Source organism: Rhizobium sp. CF122 (assembly GCF_000282035.1).
Taxonomy (GTDB): domain Bacteria; phylum Pseudomonadota; class Alphaproteobacteria; order Rhizobiales; family Rhizobiaceae; genus Rhizobium.
This window is the reverse complement of record NZ_AKKA01000007.1, coordinates 1-24351: the sequence shown is the minus strand read 5'-3', so window position 1 is coordinate 24351 and position 24351 is coordinate 1. Positions and strand designations below refer to the sequence as shown.

Genomic DNA, 24351 nt, shown 5'->3' with positions numbered 1-24351 from the left:
GGGTAATGCCGCCGGTAACGGCGGCCGGGACAGCAAGAATGAGCAGCCGCTTGACGTTCGGCGTGATGCGGGGGAAGCGAAGCCCGATGCTCATGCCAGCATGCAGAACACCGACATACACGACCACGAGCTGCAGGATACCCGCAACGAGCACGCCCCAGGAGAGATACCAGGCGGTCTGAAGCGGCTCCGCGCCGGTGTAGAGCGCATAAAGCAGCGCCCCGATCATCACCACGTTGAGGAAAACGGGTGCGATGGCCGCCGCGAAGAAATGATGCAGCGAATTCAGCATCCCGCTCATCATCGCCGTCAGCGACATGCACATGAGATAGGGAAACATCACCGCCGCCATGCGCACGGTGATCGAGAATTTTTCCGCATCGTCGGCAAAGCCCGGCGCGATGACGAAGCGCACCAGCAGCGGCATGCAGAGCTCCATCACGATGGTGATGAGCAGCAGCACCGAAAACAGCACGCCGAACACTTCCTCGGAGAAGCGTTTGGCGCCATCCGTGCCGTTCGCCTCGATCTCCTTGGCAAAGAGCGGCACGAAGGCGGCGTTGAACGCACCTTCGGCAAACAGCCGGCGGAAGAGGTTCGGAAAGCGGAAGGCGGCGTAGAAGACGTCGGCCATCGGGCCGGTGCCAAGGGCCGCTGCCATCAGCGTTTCACGGGCAAAGCCGAAGATGCGGCTGCCGAGGGTGGCGCCGCCGACGGTGGCGAATTTTCTGACGAGGCTCATGCGTTTTGGCTCATGCGGGCGAATCCGCCTTCTTTTCCGTCTGCGTCGCGGCCCGGACCGGAGTCGGTTGCGCGATGATGCCGGAGGGCATGCGTTCGCGAAGCTCGTCCTGTTCTTCGGCCATCACGGCCTTGAGGCGCGCGGTGATATTCGAGCGCTTGCTGTCGCCCGAGATCTTCTGGCCGACAAGGTCGGTCACGTAGAAGGTATCGATGACCTTCTCGCCGAAGGTGGTGATGCGGGCCGATTGAATGTCGAGCGAAAGATCCGATAGAACCGCCGTGATTTCCGACAGCAGGCCCGGCCGGTCGAGGCATTCGACCTCGATGACCGTGAACTTGTTCGACAGGCTGTTGGAGATATTGACCGACGGCGGGATGACGAAGGCCTTGCTCTTCTTGCGGTTCTTGGTGCGCGTCGCAATCACTTCCGGCAGCCGCTTGCGGCCGGAAAGCACGTCCTCGATCATCCGCCCGATGGTGCCGGCACGGCGCAGCTCGTCGGCATCGTCCTTGAACTCGCGACTGACATGGATGGTGTCGAGCGCGCGGCCATCCGAGGTCGTGAAGATCTGCGCATCGACGATGTTGGCGCCGGCCGCTGCGCACGCGCCGGCGATAACGGCCAGGAGGCGCGGATGGTCCGGCGACAACACGGTGATTTCGGTGATCGCGTGGAAACTGTCGGTCCGCACCATCGTTGCCAGCGCCTGGCCGGCCTTGTCCGCCTGGCGGATGAAGCCGGCATGTCGAACCTGGTCTTCCAGCGGAACGGAGAGCAGATAGGGCTGATAGTGCAGCTTGCTGTAGATCTTGCGGTCCTTCTGGCTCCAATCGGAGAGCGCATTGTAGAGCGCTTCGGCCGCGAAATTGGCGCGCTCCTTGCGCGAAACCTCCGAGAAGCCGCCGGCAAGCAGCAGTTCCGTTTCATAGTAGAGCGTACGCAGCAGCTGGCCCTTCCAGCCGTTCCAGACCCCGGGTCCGACAGCGCGGATGTCGCAGATCGTCAGGATCAGCAGCATCTTCAGCCGGTCGAGCGATTGCACGACATCGGCGAAGTCGGTGATCGTCTTGCGGTCGGTGAGGTCTCGGGTTTGGGCGACCATCGACATCGCCAGATGTTCCTGGATCAGCCAGACGACCATCTCCGTCTGTTTCTGCGACAGACCGAAACGGGCGCAGAGCTTGCGGGCGACGCGGGCGCCGGCGATCGAGTGGTCCTCCTGGCGGCCCTTGGCGATGTCGTGCAGCAGGACTGCGACGTAAAGCGCCTCGCGGTCCTCGATGCCGGGCATCAGCTTGTTGGCGAGCGGATGCAGATCGTCGGCCTTGCCCTTGTCGATCTCCGACAGCACGTCGACGGTGCGGATGAGATGCTCGTCCACCGTATAGTGGTGATACATGTTGAACTGCATCATCGCGACGATCTTGCCGAATTCCGGGATGAAGCGGCCGAGCACGCCGGCCTCGTTCATGCGCCGCAGGATGAGCGCCGGATCGCGCTTCGAGGTCAGGATCGACATGAAGAGACGATTTGCCTCGTCGTTCTCGCGCAGATTGTTGTCGATCAGGCTGAGCGAGCGGGTGACGCGCTTCAGCGCGTCCGGATGGAATTCCAGCCCATTGATATCGGCGACGTGGAAGAGCCGGATGATGCTGATCGGGTCGCTCTTAAAGACATCCGGGCTTGCGAGCGCGATACGGCCACGATCCTCGACGAACTCCGTGCTGCCGGCGATCTTGCGGCTGCGATGCGCAAAGCGGCTGATGACGCCGGTCAGACCTGGCGTCGACTTCGCCTGCTGATCTTCGAGCGCCGCGCAGAGAATGCGCGTCAGGTCGCCGACATCCTTGGCGACAAGGAAGTAGTGTTTCATGAAGCGCTCGACGGCGGAAAGGCCGGGTCGCGAATGATATCCGAGTGCCTCGGCGATCTCGCGCTGAATATCGAAGGACAGTCGTTCCTCGGCCTTTCCGGTCAGGAAATGCATGTGGCAGCGCACCGCCCAGAGGAAGTCGTCCGCTTTCTGGAAAAGATGATATTCGTGCTTTGAGAGAACGCCGAGCGGCACGAGTTCGGCCGTGTCGCGGACGTGGTAGTAATATTTCGAGATCCAGTAGAGCGTGTGCAGGTCGCGCAGGCCGCCCTTGCCCTCCTTGACGTTGGGCTCGACGAGATAGCGCGTGTCGCCGGCCTTGCGGTGCCGTTCGTCACGCTCGGCAAGCTTGGCGGCGATGAACTCGGGGCCGGTGCCGGTCACGATTTCCTTGTCGAAGCGGGTCTCGAGCTGGGTTTCGAGCGAGCGCAGGCCGCAGATGTAACGCATCTCGAGGATCGCGGTACGGATCGTCATGTCGGATTTCGAGAGCGCGATGCACTCTTCTAGAGTACGCGTGGCGTGGCCGACCTTGAAGCCCATGTCCCAGAGGACGTAGAGCATGAATTCGACTGCTTTATGTGTCTCTTCCGCCGGCTTCGGCTGGAAGAGGAACAGCAGGTCGATGTCGGAGCCCGGCGCCAGCGTGTCGCGGCCATAGCCGCCGACGGCGGTGACGGCGAACTTGTCCTTCTGCTGCGGGAAGACGTGGGCGCAGACGAATTCGTAGAGAACCGTGATGATTTGGTCCTGCAGCCAGGAGATACGGCGGGCGCAATTGATGCCGCTGCCGTCGGCCGAGAGCAGCGCGCGCGCCTTCTGGCGTCCCTCGCTACTCGCCTTCTTGAGGATTGCTAGCAGATCGGACCGCATGACGTCAGGCCGCGTCTTGTTGGCCTCGGCAACGGCGTCACACATCTTCAAGAGACAGTCGGTGTCGAGGATATCGGAGAAATCGATGTCGTTCGTCGTCGCCATGCGCGGGGCGGCTTCCTGTTCGCGCGGCGCAGCCGCTTCCTGCTGTGCCTCTCGTTTCGTCTGCATGCGCTATAGCCTCTTTGCCCGCCGATGACACGGGCTTTCATACTGCAGAACCTTTAATTTTGGCGAAAAGGTGTTGCCATGCCCGAAACCGCCCGCGTGCGGCAATCAGGCTGCCACCTGCGCCTGTACGGAATAGAGCACCTGACGGGTCTCGCCGGTGATCGCCTCCAGCGTCTCGCGGTCGCATTCGCGGTACCCGGCTTTGGCAACGCACGAGGAGAGTTCCAGAATCCTGGCGCAGCAGCGGATGATCTGGAGCAAGCCAAAGGGCGAGGCCCAGCCGCGCGGAGTGCCCCGCTCGTCGGCAAGCCGCAATGCTTCGATCGCGCTGAAGATCGCCGCAAGCCTCTGAGTCTCGTTGAACAGCCGGTCCATGAACATCGGCTAGCCCCGCTTCAGCTTCTTCTTGAGTTCGTAAAGCGCGTCCATCGCTTCGCGCGGGGTCATGTCGTCGAGGCTCATGCCCTTCAGCGCTTCCTCCACCTTCGAGGGGCCGCGGTTGGCATCCTCGCGGCGCACCGCCACCTGAAACAGCGGTAGATCGTCGATCAGCTGGCTTGCCGGGTTCTTGCGATCGGCGTCCTCGAGGCGCGTCAGCACGTCACGCGCGCGCGCCACCACAGAGGCCGGCAGGCCGGCAAGTCGGGCGACCTGGATGCCATAGGAGCGGTCGGCAGCGCCGGGGCCGACCTCGTGCAGGAAGATCACGTCGCCGTCCCATTCCTTCACCCGCATCGTCGCATTCGATAGCCGCGCAAGCTTTTCGGACAGCACGGTCAGTTCGTGGAAGTGGGTCGCGAAGAGACCACGGCAGTGGTTCGCCTCGTGCAGGTGCTCGACAGCGGCCCAGGCGATCGACAGGCCGTCGAAGGTGGCCGTACCGCGGCCGATTTCGTCGAGAATGACCAGCGAGCGGTCGGTCGCCTGGTTGAGAATCGCCGCCGTCTCGACCATTTCGACCATGAACGTCGAGCGGCCGCGCGCGAGATCGTCGGAGGCACCGACGCGCGAGAACAGCCGGTCGACGATGCCGATATGGGCGGACGTCGCCGGCACGAAGGAGCCCATCTGCGCGAGGATCGCAATCAGCGCGTTCTGGCGCAGGAAGGTCGATTTACCGCCCATGTTCGGACCGGTCAGCAGCCAGATCGCGCCATCCTTGCCGTCGGCAACCGGCGACAGGTCGCAATTGTTGGCGACGAACGGGCCCGACGATTGCCGCCGCAGCGCCTGCTCGACGACCGGGTGGCGTCCGCCCTCGATTGCAAACATCTTCGAGGCATCGACTAGCGGCCGGCAATAGGCCTGTTCATCGGCAAGAAGTGCGAGGCCCGCCGCGACGTCGATGACGGCGAGAGCGCGGGCGCCTGCCTTGATTGCTTCCGCCTCGGCAACGACGGCTTCCGTCATGTGGTCGAAGGCCGCGAGTTCGATGGCAAGCGCCTTGTCGGCGGCGTTGGCAATCCGACTTTCGAGGTCGGCAAGCTCGGTCGTGGTGAACCGCATCGCGTTTGCCATCGTCTGGCGGTGGATGAAACGGCCTTTCGCCTCCGGCGTATCGGTCATCGGCCCGGCATTGCCGGCGGTAACCTCGATGAAGTAGCCGAGGATATTGTTGTGTTTGATCTTCAGCGACTTGATGCCGGTTTCCTCGGCATATTGCAGCTGCAGCCCGGCGATGACGCGGCGCGACTGGTCGCGTAGCGCCCGGACCTCGTCGAGTTCGGCATTGGCGCCGTCGCGCAGGAAGCCGCCGTCGCGCTTCAGCAGCGGCAACTCGTCGCCAAGCGTCTCGGAAAGCAGCGCTGCGAGAGCGGCGGGGAGGGCCTGGAGGCTCGAAAGCGCAAGCTTTAGCTCTTCCGGAAGCAGCGCTTCGGCCAGCAATCGGGCGAGATCGCCCGCAGCACTCAAGCCCTGTCGGATGGCGGCAAGGTCGCGCGGCCCGCCACGGTCGAGCGCAAGGCGCGAGAGCGCACGCGGCATATCGGGTACATGCTTGAGGTGGTGCCGCAGGTTGCCACAGAGCGACGGCTCCTCCATCAGGAAGCCGATCGAATCCAGCCGCTCATTGATGCGCGCGGGGTCGGTCAGCGGCGACATCAGCCGCTCGGCGAGCAGCCGCGCTCCGCCGCCGGTTACGGTGCGGTCGATTGCCTTTAACAGCGAGCCATGGCGGTCGCCGGAGAGCGTGCGGGCAAGTTCGAGATTGGCGCGGGTCGCGGGATCGATGAAGAGCGTTGAAGCGGCGCTCTCGCGCTCCGGGCGCCCGAGTGGCGGCCGTTCGGCGATCTGCGTCTTCTCGACATAGGCCACGGCTGCAGCTGCTGCGGCGAGCTCGGCGCGCGAGAAAGTGCCGAAGCCATCGAGCGTCGAAACGTTGAAATAACGTGCGATCCGCCCTTCGGCAGTGGCGCTGTCGAACAGGACAGCCGGCTGCGGAACGGCCGTGCGACCGAGCACATCGAAGACCGGCTTCAGCTCGGGATCGTGAAAGATCGTGTCCGGCACGATCAGTTCGCGTGGATCGATGCGCAGGATATCGGCAAGCAGCCGCGAGCTTTCGGTCTCGGCCAGCCGGAAAATCCCGGTCGAGATGTCGATCCAGGCAAGTGCCAGCACGGGCTCGGATGCGCCGCGAATCCGGGTAAGTGCCATCAGATAGTTCGATTCCGACGGCGAAAGCAGCTTTTCCTCGGTGATCGTACCCGGCGTCACAAGGCGGATGACGTCGCGTTTCACCACCGATTTGGAGCCACGCTTCTTGGCTTCGGCCGGATCTTCAACCTGCTCGCAGACGGCGACACGAAAGCCGAGCCCGATCAGCTTCTGCAGGTAGTCGTCGGCCGCATGCACCGGCACGCCGCACATTGGAATATCCTGCCCCATATGCTGGCCGCGCTTGGTCAGCGTGATGCCGAGCGCGCGGGAGGCTTCCAGCGCATCGTCGAAGAACAGTTCGTAGAAATCGCCCATGCGATAGAACAGCAGCGAGTCTGGGTTGTTGGCCTTGATCTCGATGAATTGCTCCATCATCGGCGTTGCCGAGGCACGGCTTTCTTCCGTGGCGAGCTCGGCAGCCGAAAAGGCTTCTATTCCAGTGTCTATTCGTTCATTCACGGAGATGCATTTTTTCCAAAAAAGAGGTGCCAACCCTAGCCGCCCGCCGCTATAGATGACAACCGCGATTGAGGAAGAGCAAGGCGTCACCCACAAGACGTTGGAGGAAAAATGCCCGATACCGAGAAGAAGCAGCGGCCGGTTACATCAGTAACCGACAAAGAGGCCCTTGAGTTCCACGCCATGGGGCGGCCCGGAAAGCTGGAGATCAACGCCACGAAGCCGATGGCAACGCAGCGCGATCTGTCGCTCGCCTATTCGCCCGGCGTTGCCGTACCAGTGAAGGCAATCGCCGCCGATCCCGCTACCGCCTACGACTACACGACGCGTGGCAACATGGTCGCGGTGATCTCCAACGGTACGGCAATCCTCGGTCTTGGCAATCTCGGCGCGCTGGCCTCGAAGCCGGTGATGGAGGGCAAATCGGTGCTCTTCAAGCGCTTCGCCGACGTCGATTCCATCGACCTGGAAGTCGACACCGAGAACGTCGACGAGTTCATCAACTGCGTCCGTTTTCTCGGGCCTTCGTTCGGCGGCATCAACCTCGAAGACATCAAGGCGCCCGACTGTTTCATCATCGAGCAGCGCCTGCGCGAGCTGATGGACATTCCGGTCTTTCACGACGACCAGCACGGCACGGCGATCATTGCCGCCGCCGGTCTCATCAACGCGCTGGAATTGACCGGTCGCGACCTGAAGACGACGAAGCTCGTCTGCAACGGCGCGGGTGCAGCAGCGATCGCCTGCGTCGAGCTGATCAAGGCCATGGGCTTCGCGCCCGAAAATATCGTCCTTTGTGACACCAAGGGCGTGATCTACCAGGGCCGCACCGAAGGCATGAATCAGTGGAAGTCGGCGCATGCGGTCAAGACCAAGGCGCGCACGCTCGAAGAAGCGATGAAGGGCGCGGATGTCGTCTTCGGCCTCTCGCAGAAGGGCGCCTTCTCCGACAAGATGATCCGCTCGATGGCCGACCGCCCGATCATTTTCGCCATGGCCAACCCCGATCCTGAGATCACCCCGGAAGAGGTCGCCCGCGTCCGCGACGACGCCATCATGGCAACCGGCCGGTCCGACTATCCGAACCAGGTCAACAACGTCCTGGGCTTCCCCTATATCTTCCGAGGGGCGCTGGACGTTCGCGCCACCACTATCAACGACGCCATGAAGATCGCCGCCGTGCAGGCGCTGGCAAACCTCGCGCGCGAGGACGTGCCGGATGATGTTGTTGCCGCCTATCAGGGCAACCGTCCGCGTTTCGGCGCGCAGTACATCATTCCGGTGCCGTTCGATCCGCGGCTAATTTCGGCGATCCCGGTCGCCGTGGCGCAGGCCGCAATTGATAGCGGCGTCGCCCGCAAGCCGATTACCGACATGGCGGCCTATTCCCGCGAGCTTTCTGCCCGCCGCGATCCCATCGCCTCAACGCTGGCGAGCCTCTACGAGCGCGTTCGTCGCCGTCCGAAACGGGTGGTCTTTGCCGAGGCTGAAGAAGAGCAGGTCATGCGTGCGGCAATGTCCTATGCCAACCAGCAGCTCGGTACGGCGATCCTGCTTGGCCGTGAGGACCTGATTCACGCGACCGCCGAACGCGCCGGCATCGATCTCAATCGGCCGGGACTGGAAATCGTCAATGCACGCATTTCAACCCGTGTCGAAGCCTATATCGACTACCTCTATGCGCGTCTGCAGCGCAAAGGTTACCTGCACCGCGATGCCCAGCGCCTGATCCATCAGGACCGCAACCACTTCGCCGCATGCATGGTGGCGCTGGGCGACGCAGACGGGATGGTTACCGGCATCACGCGCAACTATTCGACGGCGCTCGAAGATGTGCGCCGCTGCATCGACATGAAGCCCGGCCACCGCGTCATCGGTGTATCCATCGCGCTCTGCCGCGGCCGCACCGTTTTCGTCGCCGATACGGCGGTTCACGACATGCCGAATGCCGAGGAACTGGCGGATATCGCCGTGGAAGCCGCAGGCTTCGCACGCCGCATGGGCTATCAGCCGCGTGTCGCGATGCTCGCTTATTCGACCTTCGGCCATCCCTCGGGTGAGCGCTCCGAGCGCGTGCGCGAGGCTGTGAAGATCCTCGACAAGCGACGTGTCGATTTCGAGTATGACGGCGAGATGGCGGCCGACGTGGCGCTGAATCGCAAGGTGATGGAGCAATACCCGTTCTGCCGTTTGTCGGGACCCGCCAACGTGCTGGTCATGCCAGCCTTCCACTCGGCCTCGATCTCCACGAAGATGCTGCAGGAACTTGGCGGCTCGACCGTCATCGGTCCGATTCTCGTCGGCCTCGACAAGGCAGTTCAGATCACCTCGATGGGCGCGAAGGATTCCGACATCGTCAACATGGCCGCAATCGCGGCCTACGCTGGATCGTGAAATAGAAACGGAGCGGGAGGCATTCTCCCGCTCCGTCGTTATATCAGTGGAAAATCAGCTCGCGAACCGTCCGGCGTCGGCGCCGTAGTAGTTCAGGTAGCGATCGGAAATGCTGGCAATCGGCAAAACGATCAAAACATCCGTCGTGTTGAAGGCCTTGTCGACGACGGCGGTCGAGCCGACCATGGCGCCGAGGCGGAGATAACCCTTGATCAACGGCGGCAGGGCCATCAGCGCCCGCTTCGGGTTGACTGCTTCAACCGGCATCAGATCCATGTCGCGTGCCAGGTGCGGAAGGGCGCTGACGGCCCACTCGTCCTTGGCGGCGACGTTGTGATGCAGGAAGGACAGCGCCAGAGCATGGCTTTCCGGGTGGATGCCCGGGAAGGAGGCGCAGCCGAACATGGCGCTCATGCCATGCTTCAGCGCATAGGCCCAGTTGCCCTGCCACAGAAGCTCGACCGTGCGCTTGGTGCGGTAGTCGGGCAGCACGCAGGAGCGGCCGAGCTCCATGAACCGCTTATCCGGGTGGCGGGCAAGCAGCTCGTCGATCGCGAATTCCGAAGCCGAGTAAAAGCCACCATTCGCCATGGCGACTTCCTGTCGCAGCAGGCGATAGGTGCCGACGATCTGATCCTCGCTGTCGCCCTCGATCGAGCGATCGAGCACGAGCAGATGGTCGCAGAATGCGTCGTAAGAATCGAAATCGCGCCTGCGGCGCATGGCCTCCGGCGAAAGCTGTGCACCCATTTCGTCGACGAAGACGCGGAAGCGGACGGCCTGGGCAGCATCGATCTCGCTGGCCGTGCGGGCAAGGCGGGTCTCAAGACTGCCGATGCGGCCAAGAATATCGCCTTCCTTCGGTGCAAGCGTGCTAGACGGCCGATGGATCTCGGCGACGGCGTCACAGTTGAGGGCGTCTACTGGCATGGTGATTCTCCCGTTGCCGGCTTTTGACACGCCATAAAACACTTATATGCGACAGGAAAGTGACATCATACAGCCGCCACAGGCAAGAAGCGTGCCGGTTGTTTGATGGCTTACCGCGCTTCCGCGCGGCGGGCCGAAAGCGCAGCAACAGCTTGGACTTCCGTCAGCAACCTTATCGGGTCAACCGGCTTTACCATGACGCGGTTTGCACCATTCAGCAAGACTTGTCTACGGGATTCGTCGCGCTTGTCGGCGGTCAGCACAATGATCGGGACGGGCGGAACATCAAGCCGGCGCTCATGGCCGCGTAGCCGGCCAAGCATATCGATGCCGTCGCCGCCGGGCATGGAAAGATCGCTGATGACGATATCGGGGCGCACGCTTCCCTCTGACAGCGCACGGTCGAGAAGCATCTCGAAATGTTCGACGTGCTCGACGGCATGGCCGGCCTTTTCGAGCATGGCACGGATGAGCATCGCGTTGATTGGATCGTCTTCCGCCAGCAAAATCCGCAAGCCGCTCTGGATTCCTGCTTCGGGGATGGAGACGCTAAACCCGGGCTGGTTGTCGTTGAGCGCATCGCGCTTCTCCATGCCGCGCATTCGGCCACGCAGCACGTCGATCAGCGATTGCTCTCGCAGCGGCCGTATCAGCCAGGCGTCGAACAGGTCGAGTGCATGGGCGTTTCGCTCTTCGGGGTTGACCAAGAAGATCTTGCGCAGTCCCAATGCCGCGATCTCGGCTCGGTCGGCCAGGTGCTCGGCAAACTCCGCCGACATGCGGTGGTCGACGATGATGTCGGTTGGCCGGCGACCGAGAGAGGCCATCGAAAGCAACATCGCATGTGCACTCGCGCCGTCGGTGACGAGGTGACAATCGCCGCCGAGTGTTGCGATCGTCTCTGATATCGCCATGCGTGCCGCGCCGGCAGGCGCCAGCAGCAGCACGACGCTGCCGGCAAGCACGCCGTTGCGGCGGCCGCGGCTTTCCTCTGGAATGTCGATCGGAAAGCGGATGCTGAACTCGCTGCCGGTTCCTCTCTCGCTGGCGACCGTAAGCGAGCCGCCGAACTCGCGCATGATGCGGGCGGAAATCGAGAGGCCGAGACCTGTCCCGGCGCTCTTCTCGATCGGCGTTCCGCCCTGCTCGAACTCACCAAAGATGCGGTTCTGTTCCTCCTCGGTCATGCCAGGCCCGGTGTCGGTGACGCTGATCAGCACATCGTTGCCCTGCAGCGATGCCCGCACGAAAACGCCGCCTGCCTGCGTGAATTTCACGGCGTTGCCGATGACGTTGAACAACACCTGACGCAGGCGCGCTGGATCGAAGCTCATCAATTCGGGCAGGTCGGAGGAAACAGTGGCGCCGATCTCTATACCTTTTTCATGGGCGCGATGGGCGAGCATTTCGACGACGCTCTCGAGCAGCTTGCGCAGCGATTCGGCTCGCGGCCGCAGTTGAAAGCGACCGACTTCGATGGTCGAGAAGTCGAGCAGGTCCTCGACGAGCTGCGTTAAAGCAAAGCCGGATTGGCGGATGCCTGTAAGATAGTTCTGCTGTTCCTGCGTCAGTCGGGTTTCGGTCAGCAGATGCGTCATGCCGAGGATGCCTGAAAGCGGCGTGCGGATTTCATGGCTGACGGTGGCAAGCAGGCGCGACTTGGCAGCGCTGTTGTATTCGGCCTTCTGCCGGGCCTCCTCGCGGGCTTGCGCGGTCAGCCGCTCTTCGGTCACGTCGCGGGCGATGCTCTGCAGCAGCAATCGTCCATCGCCAGGGTCGCGGGTAACGACGTCACGCCAGAAGTAGATACGCTGGCCTTCGGGCGTCGAGATCTCCACCTCGAAGCGATGCGGTGCCGGGCCGGGACGAAAGGCGATCCCGATCTCCTCACAGGTCAGTCCCTCTGGATTGAGCCTGCCGGTCAGCCGGCGAAACGCCTCGTTGGCGCCGACGATACGCCGGTCCATGTTGCGCGTGACGGTAATGTCTCCAAGCGCATCATGGATATCGGCGAAGAGCGCCGCACCCTGGCTCCATGTGGATGAGACGCAGGTGGGGTGCTTCCGCGCGGTTCTCTGCCTGGCAGTCGAAAGAATTGCGAGAAGGACTATAGCGGAAAGCGCAGCGGCGCCGAGGCTGATCGAAAGCAGCAGTGGACCGCCCGCCTGTGCCGCGACGACAACGGCGGAGCCGGCAATAGTTCCAAGGCCGCCCAACCACCATGACAGCAGCTTGCGGCCCACGCGTTCACGTTGGAGTGGTGGAGAAACGACCTCGGTTTGATAAGCAACAGCGTCCGAAATCCGCTCGCCGTCGCGATGAGCGGTAAGCCGCCGGAACGCGGCGGCAAGTCTTTCGTGCAATTGACCGAGACCGTGCATGGTGCCGGGATAGCATAACGGCGGTTCTAAATGCCTTCAGCAAACCGCTAAGATTTTAGCGGTTTGCGTTTTTAGGTTGTATCAGCTCGTCTAGAATCACGCATCCCGCGCCGATCGTGATGAAACTGTCGGCCAGGTTGAAGACGGCGAACGACCATGTCTCGGTATGAAACAGGATGTAGTCGATCACGTGGCCGTAGAGGAAGCGATCGATCAGGTTGCCGAGCGCGCCGGCAATGATCAGCGCATAACCGAGATGGGCGAAGGTGCGTTGCTTGTCGGTGCGGTTCCAGAGCCAGATGACGAAAGCGACGATGATCAGGCGCATGCCGACGATAAACCAGCCGTCCATGCCCGACAGCATCGAGAAGGCGACGCCGAGGTTGTAGGTCCGGTAGAGGGCCAGCATCGGGATGAGATGCACCGGCTCCTGCAGCGGCAGCGTATGGTCGACGACGATCTTGACGATCTGGTCGAGCACGACGGCGATGATGATGAAGATCAGGATCGGCAGGGGCCGGGCAAACAGGGTCCGTCGTTCTAGCGTCTGTTCGGTCATTTGGCCTCGTCGAGTGAGAGGAGATGGCGGCGTGCCTCGAACAGCATGACGGCGCTCGCGACGGCAAGATTAAGCGAGTCGGCGCGGCCCTGCTGCGGAATACGGGCAAGCGCGTCGGCTTCCTTGGCAAGATGCTCCGGCAGACCGGATTGCTCGTTGCCCATCAGGATCACCACCGGCTTCTTCTTGTAGTCGATCGTGCGGTAATCGACCGACCCAGCGAGGTGCGTCGCGACGACGGAAACGCCGGCGTGCTTCTTCCAGACAATGAATTCTTCAGGCGTGGCACGCGCAACGGGAACGGCAAACACCGAGCCCATGGTGGCGCGCACCGTTTCGAGCGAGAAGGGATCGGTCGTCTCGCCGACGAGGATGACGCCGGAGGCGCCGGCGGCGTCGGCGGTGCGGATGATCGTGCCGAGATTGCCGGGATCGCGGACGCGATCGAGGGCGATCCAGGTTTCATCCCGCTTCGGGTGGATCTCGCGCAATGCTTTCCAGCGGCTTTCGAAGATGCCGACGACCATCTGCGGATTGTCGCGGCGGGTGATTGAGGAGATCACCTTTTCGCTGACCTCGAGCACTAGTCCCCCGGAAGCGACAGTCTTTGCCGCCATCTGCTCGACTAGCGGCTTGCCTTTGGCAGCCTTCGCATAGACCAGCGTGCGGATCGTCCAGCCGAGGTCGATCGCATCGATCACCAGCTTCAGCCCTTCAGCCATGAAGGTGCCGCTCTGCTCGCGCGTCTTCTTGTCGCTGAGCGCCTTGATATCCTTGATGATGGGATTGGCGAGTGAGGTGACCTCTTTCACGTGCCCGACTTTATGCGGGCCGTGGCCCTTGTGTTCATGGCTCATTTCGGCACCCAGCGGGAGAAAAGGGAGGTGGAGAGCGCGCGTCCCGGCGCCTTGCCGTCCAGCCCGGCCTCGCGAATGACGAGCTCGCCTGACTCGACAACGCCGCCGGCACCGCGCATCGTCTCGCGCATCAGCTCATGGATCGAATAGAAGCTGGCGCGGATCGAATAGGCGGTCAGCACCAGCCCGACCGCCTTGGGCGACAGGATTTCGCGGCAGATGTCGAGCATGACAGGCAAATGCTCGAACAGATGCCAGACTTCGCCATTCGGCCCACGGCCGAATTTCGGCGGGTCGGTGAGGATGATGTCGTAGCTGTTGCTGCGGCGTTCTTCGCGCTGGATGAACTTCATCGCGTCTTCGCAGATCCAGCGGATCGGCGCCTTCTCCAGCCGGCTCAGCGCCTGGTTTTCGCGCGCCCAGCCGATTGCCTTCTTCGACGCATCGACATGGGTAACCTCTGCGCCCGCTGCCGCCGCAACCAGCGAGGCGACGCCAGTGTAGCCGAAGAGGTTCAGCACCTTTAGCGGTCGTCCGGCGGCTTCGACCTGCTGCTTCATCCAGGTCCAGTGGACGATCTGCTCCGGAAAGACGCCAACATGCCGGAAGGAGGTGAAGCGGCCGAGGAAGTCTACGCCGAGCAGGTTGAGTGGCCAGGTCTCGCCGAGCGCTTCCTTGGGAAAGCGCCAGCGCCCGGTGCCTTCCTCGTCGGTATCGCCGGTGAAGACGGCATCGACCTTTTCCCAGGCCTGCTTTGGCAAGGACGGCTGCCACAGCGCCTGGCCTTCAGGGCGTACGATCCGGTAGGGGCCGTATTGCTCCAGCTTCTCGCCATTGCCGCTGTCGATGAGATGAAAGTCGCCTGCGCCAAGGGATTCGAGAATGACGGGCACGCGTTCGGCCGGACGCTCGCCGGTGCGCTCCATCAGCGGTCGCTCGATTGCCGTCGGCACCGAGGCCGGTTCACGCACCTTTTCGCGCGCTGGCGCAGGCTTGGCAGCGGGTTTTGTCGGTCGCTGGCCACGATCGTCGGCGCGGCGCCCGCCGGAGGGGCCGGCGGCGAATTTCTGGCCCGGCCGGCGTTCTTTCTGTCTCAACGTGATCTTCCGCGTGCTTCAATTCGATAGAGCTCGTGCAAATAGCATTCCGTTTCACCTTGGCAAAGCGCTTTCCGGCTGTGATAAATTGAGGCAGGTCGAAATGGGAGGATTTCGGATGGACTTGACCGGCGAAGAACGGATCACCGCACCCCGGGATGTCGTATGGGCAGCGCTCAACGACCCTGAGATATTGAAGCAGTGCATTCCGGGCTGTCAGAGCCTGGAGATGAAATCTCCGACCGAGCTGACAACGGTGGTGAAGGTCAAAATCGGTCCGGTTTCGGCAACGTTTAACGGCGAGGTCTTGCTATCCAACATCAAGGCGCCGGAAAGCTATACGATCTCGGGCGAGGGCAAAGGCGGTATTGCCGGTTTCGCCAAGGGCGGAGCTGACGTCGTGCTGAAGGACGACGGTGGCGAAACAATCCTGCGGTACGAAGCAAAAGCCCAGGTTGGTGGCAAGATCGCACAGCTAGGCGCGCGATTGATCGATTCGACATCGACGAAGCTGGCGCAGCAGTTCTTTTCCAGTTTCAACGCTGCCGTCAGCGCCAAGGCCGCAGAGTAAGGGTCCAAATTGACAGATTTCTCCATTCAGACGCAGCCGCAATCCGTAAAGTGGACCATCAGATCGCCACGCCAGTCGGACTTGGAAACACTGGCCAGCATTTATCTGGCCGTACGTCGTGAAACCTTCGTGTGGGTCGATCCCTCAAGCTTCCGCCACGAAGATTTCCAAGCCCACACGCAAGGCGAAGATCTATGGCTTGCGGAGGCCCCGAATGGGGAGACCGCAGGCTTCATGACGCTATGGCCGCCGGACGATTTCATTCACATGCTCTATGTCAGCAAATCCTGGCAGGGGCAGGGTGCTGGTGCCGCGCTGCTCACGGCGCTGCCGGATTGGCCGCACAACAGGTATCGATTGAAGTGCTTGGTGAAGAACGGCCGCGCGAAGGCCTTCTATCGTTCCAAGGGGTTCGTCGTTACGGGATCAGGCACATCAGCGGAAGGCGACTACGAGGAGATGAGCTTTTATCCGGGTGCGTAGAATCGGCATTCGCCGACCCTACTGCAACTGCGGCTTCTTGAGGAACGCGTTGCGATCGGCGGACCTGATGCGCAGCCACGCCTCGCGGCCATCGCGCAGAACTCGCATTGGGATTTCCGCGCCCGCGGGTCCGCTGCTCCAGACTTTGCGATAGAAATCGGCGAGTCCATCAACTTCGCCATCGCGGATCTCGGAAATGATATCGCCCCGCCGCAAGCCGGCGTCAGACGCCGGGCTTCCCTCGGCCACGCTCATCACGACCACATCGCCATTGCTTTCCGCGGAGAAGGCTCCGAGCCATGGCCGCGGCGGCTTGTTCACGCGGCCGCGGGTCATCAGATCGTCGAGAATTGGCGGAAGCAGGTTGATCGGCACGATCATGTTGATATCGGCGACCTCGTCGTTCTGGCTCATCTGCAGGCGCAGTGAACCGATCCCAAGCAATTTGCCCTCGGCGTCAATGAGTGCCGCGCCTCCCCAGGAGGGATGCGCGGGTGTCGTGAAGATCGCCTCCTCAAGCAAATATTCCCAATAGCCGGCGAACTCCTGCTTTGCCACAATCCTGGCTTCCACGAACTGGCCGATGCCGTCCGCCAGCACAACGGGGTCGCCGAGGCTGGCTCCGGTGCCATCGCCGAATTCCAATGCCGGCAGGCCGAGATCGCCCAGCGCCTGAAGCAGCCCGAACCCGGTCTCTTGGTCATAGGCGAGCGGATGGGCTGCGATGACACGCCCGTCAAGCGTGGTCAGCCACACTTCCTCGGCCTCGGTGATCAGGTAGCCGATGGTGAGGACCAGTCCGGGCTCCCTGATGACGACGCCGCTGCCTTCCCGGCGTGTGCCGAGCGTGCCGGCGGTAAAGGCATCTTCCGGAATTGAGGAGCGAACGGCCACAACTGACCGCAGGACTTCGTCGATATTCATGGTCTCATCCTCGCAAGGCGCGGCGCGTGTGTCGCGAAACGACTGTGCCTGGCAGATGTGTAGTGGGGCCTATTTTATATAGCTATGGAGGTGAGTCTGCGGCTGCAAGTGTTTGCGCCCCGGAATTTCAGCCTGCGCTCTAGTCGTCGGCCCTGTCGAGCGCGTCACCGCGACGGCAGCTGCCCGACAATTTCCTCGGCGCGGTTTTTGTGGCGATCCGCCTCTGCCTGCCAGCGAACGGCTTCCTTGGCCTCGGTGCGAGCACGCTTGCGGTATTTGCCCTGGTTCAGCCAGGTGGCCGCCGAGCCGACGACGATGCCGATGATCAGCGCGATGAAGATGAACACGAAGAATGGCGCCGACAGCGAGAGAACTCGGTCTTCCGGCAGGAAGGGATTGAAGGCGAGTGTCACGACCTGTCTGTTGGCGACGCAAAAGACGATCAGAATGATTCCAAGTGGCAGAAAAATCAATAGGTTAGTGATCTTTTTCGCCATGCTCGGCCTCCGTATTTCAACGCACGCCGTCTTTGGCGCGGCGCTTTGCTCTGATCAGCAGGATAGTGGGCCGAGAGCCAAGTTCAAGTGCGGGGTTGCCGCAGGCAGCCATGTAGCAGCCATGTCTAAGAGGGATCAATCCTCTTCGTCGGCCTGTCCCGGATTGAGGCGCTCGCGAAGCTCCTTGCCGGTTTTGAAGAAGGGAACCCACTTCTCCTCGACGAAAACAGTATCGCCGGTGCGCGGGTTGCGGCCGGAGCGGGACGGGCGATTTTTTACCGAGAACGCACCGAATCCGCGCAGCTCGACGCGGTTACCCGCGGCGAGCGCGTCGGTGATCTCATCGAGCACCGCGTTGACGATATTCTCGACGTCGCGATGGTAAAGATGGGGGTTGCGGGCTGCAACTATCTGCACCAGTTCGGACTTGATCACTTTCGCCCCCTTAAATTATTGATTTCTTATCAGTCATGGCCAACCTGCCAAACTGAAAGGAGCCCGTCAAGGAGCAACTTTTGAGGCAGGATTCCGCCGAGATCGCGAGCCTTGGCAAGATCGTCGTAGCCAAGCAGCGTCAGGATCTGAGACGCGCTGTCTGCGAGCAGGAAGGGTGTGCTGCTCTTCTTGTCCCAATCGACCTCAGGCAGGCTCTTGCTGACCTTGCGTGTCTCAAGATAGGCCCTGATCTCGTCATCCCCGCCAATCTGATCGATCAGCTTTGCCTTGAGCGCCTGACGGCCGGTGAAAATCGTGCCGTCCGCGAGCTTCTGCACCTCGTCGCGTGGCAGTTTGCGCCGCTCGGCGACGAGATCGACGAACCAGCCATAGCTATCGATGATCATGTTGTTAATCATCGCCTTGGCCTCTTCGCTTGCCGGATGGAATGGCGAGGGTTCGGCCTTCAACGGTGACGATTTGATTTCTTCCAGCGAAACGCCGATCTTGTCGAGCAGCGGCTTAACCTGCGGATATTGGAAGATCACCCCGATCGAACCGGTGATCGAACTGTCTCCCGCAATAATCATGTCGCCGGCGGTCGCGATCATATAGCCGGCGGAAGCAGCCAGCGTGCGCACGTCGGATACGACAGGCTTCTTGGCGGCAACGGCGCGGATTGCCTTGAAGACCCGCTCGCCGCCATAAGTGGTGCCGCCGGGCGAGGAAATCGAGACGACGACGGCCTTCACCGCGTCGTTCTTTTCAATCTTCTTCAGCCGCTCCAGGAGTTCGTTATCATCGGTGATCAGCCCGGAAATGGTCACATGGGCGACGTGTGGCCGGCGGGTTGCGATGTCGCCGACGAATGCCCGATAGGCGGCAAAACCCAGTGCTACAAGCAACAATACCGCAACGACGCGCCAGAAACCGACCTTTCGGCGAAGCCTGCGGCGATCGGCGATCATCGAACTGTCCATTCATTCCTCCAGGGGCGGTGAGCACGCGCAATCCCGTAAATCTAGGGCCCGAGCGCCGTCCGGACACGTTGATTTACCACGCGTCGGCGCCTTTCTTGCTTGTTGCAGAAAAAAATCCATATTGGCAAGTCAGTGTAATAATGCGAAACGAACTGTGATCGAGCGCGACAGTGCCTATATACGTCGCCTGATCACCGACACGGACCTTGTTTATGCTCAACACTTTGAACACCAGCGGAAAGGCTGACTATGTGAAGCCGGAGCGAAGCGCCTATGGTGCTGCGCGCTTCCATTCCGCGCGCGTGCGCCGCCTGAAGATCATCCTTCCGATCTCTGCCGTTGTGGTGTCGTTGGTCTTTATTGGTGTTTCCGTGGTGCGCACCTATCTGCCGGAGAACATCAAGATCGAGGGTGCAAAGATCGAGAACGGCAAGGTGGTGATGGAGAAGCCCGCAATCTCCGGCCGCAATTCGAATGGGGTCAACTATTCGATGCTGGCCGAACGGGCGCTTCAGGATATCAAGAATCCCAACCTGATGACGCTGGAGAACATCAAGGCTGCGGTACCGATGAAGGACGATCTCATTGCCCGCGTCGAAGCGACTGCTGCAGATTACGACCGTTCGACCGATAATCTCGATGTCAAATCACCCTTTGCCATCCTTTTGAGCAATGGGCTGACAGCCAACTTCCAGAGCGCCAAGGTCGACATTAAGGGCGGGAAGCTCACGAGCGAGGATCCCGTAAGTATTCAGAAAGATGGCGCGTCTATTGTTGCACGCTCGATCAAGATGACGGATAAGGGGCAGACGATCACATTCGAGGGGAATGTACGCATGAATGTCGATCCGTCCGCTATTCACAAACAGGGCACTTAACAGCCGGGTCACCATGACAAACGATTGTCGCATTTCTACCCGCAAGGCGGGAGCAGTATTTCTCAGTGGCGCGGTGGCGCTGCTGCTGTTGGCCGGGGGCGCCCTGGCGCAGGCAACGACCAGCCAGATGGACGGTTTGAAGCTGAACAGTGACGAGCCGATCCAGATCGAGAGCGACAAGCTGGAGATCCACGATCAGGAGCACACGGCCGATTTCACGGGCAATGTGAAGGTGGTGCAGGGTAAGACGACACTGCAGGCCGGACATATGACGGTCTATTACAAGCCGAAGGGCGGCGACGCGAATGCGGCCCCGGCGGATGGCGCCAAGACCGCTTCGGCCTCGATTTCATCGGGCAACGCCGATATCGATCACATCATCGTGACGGACAAGGTGTTCCTGAACTCAGGCACGCAGACAGCCACGGCCGATAATGGTTCCTTCGACATGGCCAAGCAACTTTTCATCCTCAAGGGCGATAAGGTGATCCTTACCGATGGACCGAACGTCTTCACGGGTTGCCAGTTGACGGTGCACATGGAGACGGGACAGGCACAGTTGGACAGCTGCGGGGGGCGCGTCCAGATTCAGCTTGATCCGAAGTCACAGAAACAGAACTGACCCCGGCCTTACCACGTGAAGTTATTCTCGCTATCGACCAAGTTCGGCAGGTCCGGGCACCAAGTGGCTGCAGAGACCCCCGCCGGTGACAAGAGCCGTTACCAGGGCACGCTGATTGCGCGCGGTCTGACCAAGACCTATAGCACCCGGCGTGTCGTGAACGGCGTGTCGCTGGTCGTTCGACGCGGCGAGGCCGTTGGCCTGCTGGGTCCGAACGGCGCCGGCAAGACGACCTGCTTCTATATGATCACCGGGCTTGTGCCCGTTGACGAGGGCACGATCGAGATCGACGGCAATGAGGTTACGACAATGCCGATGTATCGCCGCTCACGGCTGGGCGTCGGCTACCTGCCGCAGGAAGCGTCGATCTTCCGGGGATTGACCGTCGAAGAGAATATTCGCGCCGTTCTGGAAGTGCATATCAACGACAAGGCTGCGCGCGAAAAGAAGCTCGACGAGTTGCTCGATGAGTTTCACATTCGTAAGCTGCGCAAGAGCGCGGCCGTATCGCTTTCCGGCGGCGAGCGTCGCCGCCTCGAGATCGCTCGCGCGCTGGCGACCGATCCTACCTTCATGCTCCTCGACGAGCCGTTCGCGGGCGTCGATCCGATCTCCGTCGCCGACATCCAGCATCTCGTTCATCATCTGACGGCGCGCGGTATCGGCGTGCTGATCACCGACCACAATGTGCGCGAGACGCTGGGGCTGATCGACCGCGCTTATATCATCCATGCCGGCGAAGTCCTGACGCATGGTCGTGCCAACGACATCGTCAACAATCCGGAAGTGCGCCGCCTGTACCTGGGCGACAATTTCAGCCTTTGACGCGCTCCGGCGCCGCGGAAATTCACCTTCTGTGACAGTTCCGCTTGACCAAATAGAATAAAAAAGCAATTTTTGGGCCAACTTGGATTTCCGTGGCCTGAGCCCGTGACAGGACGCGGTTTCCCGGAGGAGACGAACGGGAGTTTCGCGTCCGCTATGGCACTGTCGGCCAATCTTTTCCTGCGCCAGAACCAGTCGCTGGTCATGACACCGCAACTGATGCAGTCCATTCAGTTGCTGCAGATGACGCATTTCGAGCTGACGCAGTTCATTGCCCAGGAAGTCGAAAAGAACCCACTGCTGGAGCTTCCGTCAAATGATGCGGACGTAGGCACCGAGCGTAGTGGAGCGGAAGACGAGGCCTATCCACATCAAGCGGAAGAGCCCCCCGATGACGGTTACGACAGCCGCACCGAGGTTTTGTCGGGCGACTGGTACGAGAGTGGCAACGGCGCCGGTGCAAGCCGCCTCAATGATGAGCTCGACGCCAACTATGCGAACGTCTTTCCCGATGATGGCGCCCCGCAGCGTGCCGATGCTCCCGAGCTGATCAGCCAGTGGAAGTCGATGCCCGGCAACGGCGAAGGGGCAGAGAGCTACGATCTTGATGATTTCGTCGCCGGTCAGATCTCGCTGCGCGATCACCTTGCCCAACAATTGCCCTTTATCCTGCCCGACATGTCCGATCGCCTGATCGCCCAGTACCTCGTCGATCAGCTGGACGAGGCAGGCTATCTCCAGGGCGATGCGACGGAAGCTGCCGATAGGCTGGGCGCGAGCGTCGACGATGTCGAGCGCGTGATCGCCGCCTTGCATACGCTCGATCCGCCCGGTGTTTTCGCCCGCAACCTGGCCGAATGCCTGGCAATCCAGCTTCGGCAGAAGGACCGCTTTGACCCCGCGATGCAGGCGTTGGTCTGCAATCTCGAGTTTCTGGCCCGGCGCGACTTCGCGACGTTGAAGCGGCTTTGCGGCGTGGACGAAGAAGATCTGCTCGATATGCTGGGCGAGATCCGCCAGCTCAATCCGAAGCCGGGCGCCGGCTTCGAAGCCGGAATGTCGGAGGCGATCATGCCCGACGTCGTCGTGCGCGCGGGCTCCGATGGCGGCTGGCTGGTGGAGCTCAATCCGGACACGCTGCCGCGCGTTCTGGTCAATCAAACGTATTTTTCCAAAGTCACGAAGAGTGGTGACGATCACGCCTTTCTGTCGGAATGCCTGCAGACCGCCAATTGGCTGACCCGGAGCCTCGACCAGCGGGCCAAGACGATCATGAAGGTCGCAAGCGAGATCGTTCGACAGCAGGATGCCTTCCTGATGCATGGTGTTGATCACCTGCGGCCGCTCAACCTTAAGACGGTAGCCGATGCCATCAAGATGCACGAATCCACCGTCAGCCGCGTGACGTCAAACAAATACATGCTGACACCGCGGGGGCTCTTCGAGCTCAAGTATTTCTTCAGCGTCTCGATCAGTGCCGTCGAGGGCGGTGACAGCCATTCGGCCGAGGCCGTGCGCCACAAGATCCGGACGCTGATCTTGCAGGAAAGCCCGGATGCCGTGCTTTCTGATGACGATATCGTCGATATCCTGAAGCAGGGCGGCGTCGACCTTGCCCGCCGTACAGTGGCCAAGTATCGCGAGGCGATGAGTATTGCTTCGTCCGTCCAGCGCAGGCGGGAGAAGCGGGCTTTGGCGAAGGTCGCCGGCTTTTGACTGTTGTCTGAGGCGACCACTGCGTGTATTCCAGAGTTCTAATGCATGTGTCTGTTGACATTTTGGTAACTTCTGGCTAGAAGCGCGCCGCAATTGGCGCTGTGGACAGCGTTGGAAGTTATCCCCATCATCCTCAGGGCGCCTGAAGCCGGGAACTTCGGCCGATCTTGCTTGGGGTCGCGCGAAGTGCTTGGATGAGGGTGAGCCTTGGCGTAGACTGGTACTCGCAAACCACCATAAGAAGGGAAACTCCATGAGTGTGCGTGTATCCGGTAAACATATGGAAATTGGTGACTCGTTCCGTCAGCGGATCGAGGACCAAATCGGTGTCGCCGTCACGAAATACTTCGACGGAGGGTATTCCGGTCAAGTGATCGTGCAGAAGGCCAACGCCCGGTTTTCCGCCGACTGCAAGCTTCATCTCGATAGCGGAGTTGTATTGCATGCCGCCGGGGAGGCGATGGATCCGCAGCTGGCCTTCGATGCAGCGTCCGAACGGATTGAGAAGCGTCTTCGCCGCTACAAGCGCAAACTGAAGGATCACCACTCCGGAAATCACCAGAATGGTTCTGCGGAAGTCGCGTATACCGTGATGGGTGGGATGTCGGACCACGACGACGAGATTCCGGATGATTTCGCGCCGGCGATTGTCGCCGAAAGCACCAAGCAACTGAAAACAATGTCCGTAGCGACCGCCGTGATGGCGCTCGACATGACGGACGAGCCGCTGCTGCTTTTTCGCAGCCCCGGCAAGGAACAACTAAACATCGTTTATCGTCGGCACGACGGTAACATTGGCTGGATCGATGCAGCCAGCATCAAAAGCTGAGATCGGGGCGAAGGGCGGCAGTTAGGCTGCCGCTCTCCCTTTCTTGGCGCAGAAGGAAAATAAAATGGCATTGGCAGATTTGCTGCAGCAAAATGCGATCATTCCCGCCCTCAGGGTAAATTCCAAGAAACAGCTCCTCCAGGAATTGGCTGCAAAGGCGTCAAAAGTCACAGGGCTTTCGGAGCGGGAAATTTTCGATGTTGTCCTGCAGCGCGAGCGCCTCGGCTCGACCGGCGTCGGAAACGGCATCGCCATCCCGCACGGCAAGCTCGCAAGCGTCCACTCCATCGTCGGCATCTTCGCACGTCTCGATCAGCCGGTGGATTTTGAGGCTCTGGACGATCAGCCCGTGGATCTGGTGTTTCTGCTGCTGGCGCCCGAAGGCGCGGGCGCCGATCACCTCAAGGCTCTGTCGCGCATCGCCCGCGTGCTGCGCGATCATGATCTCGTCGCCAAGCTGCGTGCGACCGACTCCGCTTCGGCGATCTATGCGTTCCTCAATGAGGAGCAGACCTCGAACGCAGCCTAAGCATTCATATTCCAGCAAAAGGCGCCTGATTGCTCAGGCGCTTTTTTTCGTTGTGCGCCAGGCAT

At 61.2% G+C, this 24351-nt stretch carries 22 protein-coding genes; 9 read left to right on the top strand and 13 right to left on the bottom strand.

Translation table 11 applies throughout. The features are described from left to right. The 4 genes from murJ to mutS all read right to left on the bottom strand — a co-directional run. The coding region (gene murJ, locus PMI09_RS00365; RefSeq protein ID WP_007787764.1) for a murein biosynthesis integral membrane protein MurJ at positions 1–742 on the bottom strand (742 nt) is incomplete at its 3' end. Between the two features lie 10 nt (positions 743–752). Then, entirely contained in the window at positions 753–3662 is a 2910-nt protein-coding gene (locus PMI09_RS00360) for a [protein-PII] uridylyltransferase (RefSeq protein ID WP_007787763.1), read from the bottom strand. Between the two features lie 105 nt (positions 3663–3767). Further along, positions 3768–4043 (bottom strand): hypothetical protein, encoded by a 276-nt coding sequence (locus PMI09_RS00355; RefSeq protein ID WP_007787762.1) that lies wholly within the window; start codon positions 4041–4043, stop codon positions 3768–3770. Between the two features lie 3 nt (positions 4044–4046). Further along, positions 4047–6779, bottom strand: a complete 2733-nt coding sequence (gene mutS / locus PMI09_RS00350; protein WP_037081429.1) for a DNA mismatch repair protein MutS — start codon at positions 6777–6779, stop codon at positions 4047–4049. Positions 6780–6890: 111 nt separating this feature from the next. On the opposite strand from mutS, the gene PMI09_RS00345 reads away from it, so the two are divergent. After that, a complete protein-coding gene (locus PMI09_RS00345) occupies positions 6891–9173 on the top strand; it encodes an NADP-dependent malic enzyme (RefSeq protein WP_007787760.1) in 2283 nt (760 codons plus the stop codon). Positions 9174–9227: 54 nt separating this feature from the next. Here PMI09_RS00345 and PMI09_RS00340 read toward each other — a convergent pair whose 3' ends face one another. The 5 genes from PMI09_RS00340 to PMI09_RS00320 all read right to left on the bottom strand — a co-directional run bounded on the left by PMI09_RS00340 (position 9228) and on the right by PMI09_RS00320 (position 14997). Then, positions 9228–10103, bottom strand: coding sequence for a GNAT family N-acetyltransferase (locus PMI09_RS00340; RefSeq protein ID WP_007787759.1), 876 nt, complete (start codon positions 10101–10103; stop codon positions 9228–9230). Between the two features lie 110 nt (positions 10104–10213). Beyond that, positions 10214–12484 carry a hybrid sensor histidine kinase/response regulator gene (locus tag PMI09_RS00335; RefSeq protein WP_007787758.1) on the bottom strand — a complete coding sequence of 757 codons (2271 nt, stop codon included), beginning with the start codon at positions 12482–12484 and terminating at the stop codon, positions 10214–10216. Positions 12485–12539: 55 nt separating this feature from the next. Beyond that, on the bottom strand, positions 12540–13043 hold the full coding sequence (gene lspA / locus PMI09_RS00330; RefSeq protein WP_007787757.1) for a signal peptidase II: 504 nt from the start codon (positions 13041–13043) through the stop codon (positions 12540–12542). Next, positions 13040–13900 carry a TrmH family RNA methyltransferase gene (locus PMI09_RS00325; RefSeq protein WP_007787756.1) on the bottom strand — a complete coding sequence of 287 codons (861 nt, stop codon included), beginning with the start codon at positions 13898–13900 and terminating at the stop codon, positions 13040–13042. The genes lspA and PMI09_RS00325 overlap by 4 nt, the downstream gene beginning before the upstream one ends. Beyond that, positions 13897–14997 carry a class I SAM-dependent methyltransferase gene (locus tag PMI09_RS00320; RefSeq protein WP_037081426.1) on the bottom strand — a complete coding sequence of 367 codons (1101 nt, stop codon included), beginning with the start codon at positions 14995–14997 and terminating at the stop codon, positions 13897–13899. Before PMI09_RS00320 ends, PMI09_RS00325 begins: the two co-directional genes overlap by 4 nt. A 118-nt stretch (positions 14998–15115) precedes the next feature. Between PMI09_RS00320 and PMI09_RS00315 the strand changes: the two genes are divergently transcribed. Then, positions 15116–15568 carry an SRPBCC family protein gene (locus tag PMI09_RS00315; protein ID WP_007787754.1) on the top strand — a complete coding sequence of 151 codons (453 nt, stop codon included), beginning with the start codon at positions 15116–15118 and terminating at the stop codon, positions 15566–15568. A 9-nt stretch (positions 15569–15577) separates the two neighbouring features. Beyond that, complete coding sequence (locus PMI09_RS00310; RefSeq protein ID WP_007787753.1) at positions 15578–16051, top strand: GNAT family N-acetyltransferase; 474 nt, start codon at positions 15578–15580, stop codon at positions 16049–16051. 18 nt (positions 16052–16069) lie between these two features. On the opposite strand, the gene PMI09_RS00305 is transcribed toward PMI09_RS00310, so the two are convergent. From PMI09_RS00305 to sppA, 4 genes are all read right to left on the bottom strand, one after another. Continuing rightward, positions 16070–16975, bottom strand: a complete 906-nt coding sequence (locus tag PMI09_RS00305; protein WP_007787752.1) for a S1C family serine protease — start codon at positions 16973–16975, stop codon at positions 16070–16072. A 164-nt stretch (positions 16976–17139) separates the two neighbouring features. Continuing rightward, positions 17140–17472, bottom strand: coding sequence for a DUF1049 domain-containing protein (locus PMI09_RS00300; RefSeq protein ID WP_007787751.1), 333 nt, complete (start codon positions 17470–17472; stop codon positions 17140–17142). 135 nt (positions 17473–17607) lie between these two features. Further along, positions 17608–17907: an integration host factor subunit beta gene (locus tag PMI09_RS00295; RefSeq protein ID WP_003544934.1), complete on the bottom strand. Its 300-nt coding sequence runs from the start codon at positions 17905–17907 to the stop codon at positions 17608–17610. Between the two features lie 29 nt (positions 17908–17936). Further along, entirely contained in the window at positions 17937–18887 is a 951-nt protein-coding gene (sppA, locus tag PMI09_RS00290) for a signal peptide peptidase SppA (RefSeq protein ID WP_007787750.1), read from the bottom strand. 212 nt (positions 18888–19099) lie between these two features. Here sppA and lptC point away from each other — a divergent pair, with 212 nt between their 5' ends. The 6 genes from lptC (at position 19100) to ptsN (ending at position 24286) form a co-directional block, all read left to right on the top strand. Continuing rightward, a complete protein-coding gene (gene lptC, locus PMI09_RS00285; RefSeq protein WP_007787749.1) occupies positions 19100–19765 on the top strand; it encodes an LPS export ABC transporter periplasmic protein LptC in 666 nt (221 codons plus the stop codon). A gap of 13 nt (positions 19766–19778) precedes the next feature. Beyond that, the gene (locus PMI09_RS00280; RefSeq protein ID WP_193385373.1) at positions 19779–20387 is read left to right on the top strand and encodes an LptA/OstA family protein; all 609 of its coding nucleotides are present in this window, start codon (positions 19779–19781) and stop codon (positions 20385–20387) included. Between the two features lie 63 nt (positions 20388–20450). Then, the gene (gene lptB, locus PMI09_RS00275; protein WP_007787747.1) at positions 20451–21212 is read left to right on the top strand and encodes an LPS export ABC transporter ATP-binding protein; all 762 of its coding nucleotides are present in this window, start codon (positions 20451–20453) and stop codon (positions 21210–21212) included. Positions 21213–21368: 156 nt separating this feature from the next. After that, on the top strand, positions 21369–22928 hold the full coding sequence (gene rpoN, locus PMI09_RS00270; protein WP_007787746.1) for an RNA polymerase factor sigma-54: 1560 nt from the start codon (positions 21369–21371) through the stop codon (positions 22926–22928). A gap of 253 nt (positions 22929–23181) precedes the next feature. Further along, entirely contained in the window at positions 23182–23757 is a 576-nt protein-coding gene (gene hpf / locus PMI09_RS00265) for a ribosome hibernation-promoting factor, HPF/YfiA family (protein WP_007787745.1), read from the top strand. Positions 23758–23821: 64 nt separating this feature from the next. After that, on the top strand, positions 23822–24286 hold the full coding sequence (gene ptsN / locus PMI09_RS00260; RefSeq protein ID WP_007529605.1) for a PTS IIA-like nitrogen regulatory protein PtsN: 465 nt from the start codon (positions 23822–23824) through the stop codon (positions 24284–24286). Positions 24287–24351: the final 65 nt, after the last annotated feature.

What these genes read in the sequence shown, in the direction of transcription:
- PMI09_RS00360 (WP_007787763.1), bottom strand. Translation starts at nt 3,662, where the DNA reads ATGCAGACGAAACGAGAGGCACAGCAGGAAGCGGCTGCGCCGCGCGAA.
- PMI09_RS00355 (WP_007787762.1), bottom strand. Translation starts at nt 4,043, where the DNA reads ATGTTCATGGACCGGCTGTTCAACGAGACTCAGAGGCTTGCGGCGATC.
- PMI09_RS00345 (WP_007787760.1), top strand. Translation starts at nt 6,891, where the DNA reads ATGCCCGATACCGAGAAGAAGCAGCGGCCGGTTACATCAGTAACCGAC.
- PMI09_RS00340 (WP_007787759.1), bottom strand. Translation starts at nt 10,103, where the DNA reads ATGCCAGTAGACGCCCTCAACTGTGACGCCGTCGCCGAGATCCATCGG.
- PMI09_RS00335 (WP_007787758.1), bottom strand. Translation starts at nt 12,484, where the DNA reads ATGCACGGTCTCGGTCAATTGCACGAAAGACTTGCCGCCGCGTTCCGG.
- lspA (WP_007787757.1), bottom strand. Translation starts at nt 13,043, where the DNA reads ATGACCGAACAGACGCTAGAACGACGGACCCTGTTTGCCCGGCCCCTG.
- PMI09_RS00325 (WP_007787756.1), bottom strand. Translation starts at nt 13,900, where the DNA reads ATGAGCCATGAACACAAGGGCCACGGCCCGCATAAAGTCGGGCACGTG.
- PMI09_RS00315 (WP_007787754.1), top strand. Translation starts at nt 15,116, where the DNA reads ATGGACTTGACCGGCGAAGAACGGATCACCGCACCCCGGGATGTCGTA.
- PMI09_RS00305 (WP_007787752.1), bottom strand. Translation starts at nt 16,975, where the DNA reads ATGAATATCGACGAAGTCCTGCGGTCAGTTGTGGCCGTTCGCTCCTCA.
- PMI09_RS00300 (WP_007787751.1), bottom strand. Translation starts at nt 17,472, where the DNA reads ATGGCGAAAAAGATCACTAACCTATTGATTTTTCTGCCACTTGGAATC.
- sppA (WP_007787750.1), bottom strand. Translation starts at nt 18,887, where the DNA reads ATGGACAGTTCGATGATCGCCGATCGCCGCAGGCTTCGCCGAAAGGTC.
- lptC (WP_007787749.1), top strand. Translation starts at nt 19,100, where the DNA reads ATGCTCAACACTTTGAACACCAGCGGAAAGGCTGACTATGTGAAGCCG.
- PMI09_RS00280 (WP_193385373.1), top strand. Translation starts at nt 19,779, where the DNA reads ATGACAAACGATTGTCGCATTTCTACCCGCAAGGCGGGAGCAGTATTT.
- rpoN (WP_007787746.1), top strand. Translation starts at nt 21,369, where the DNA reads ATGGCACTGTCGGCCAATCTTTTCCTGCGCCAGAACCAGTCGCTGGTC.
- hpf (WP_007787745.1), top strand. Translation starts at nt 23,182, where the DNA reads ATGAGTGTGCGTGTATCCGGTAAACATATGGAAATTGGTGACTCGTTC.
- ptsN (WP_007529605.1), top strand. Translation starts at nt 23,822, where the DNA reads ATGGCATTGGCAGATTTGCTGCAGCAAAATGCGATCATTCCCGCCCTC.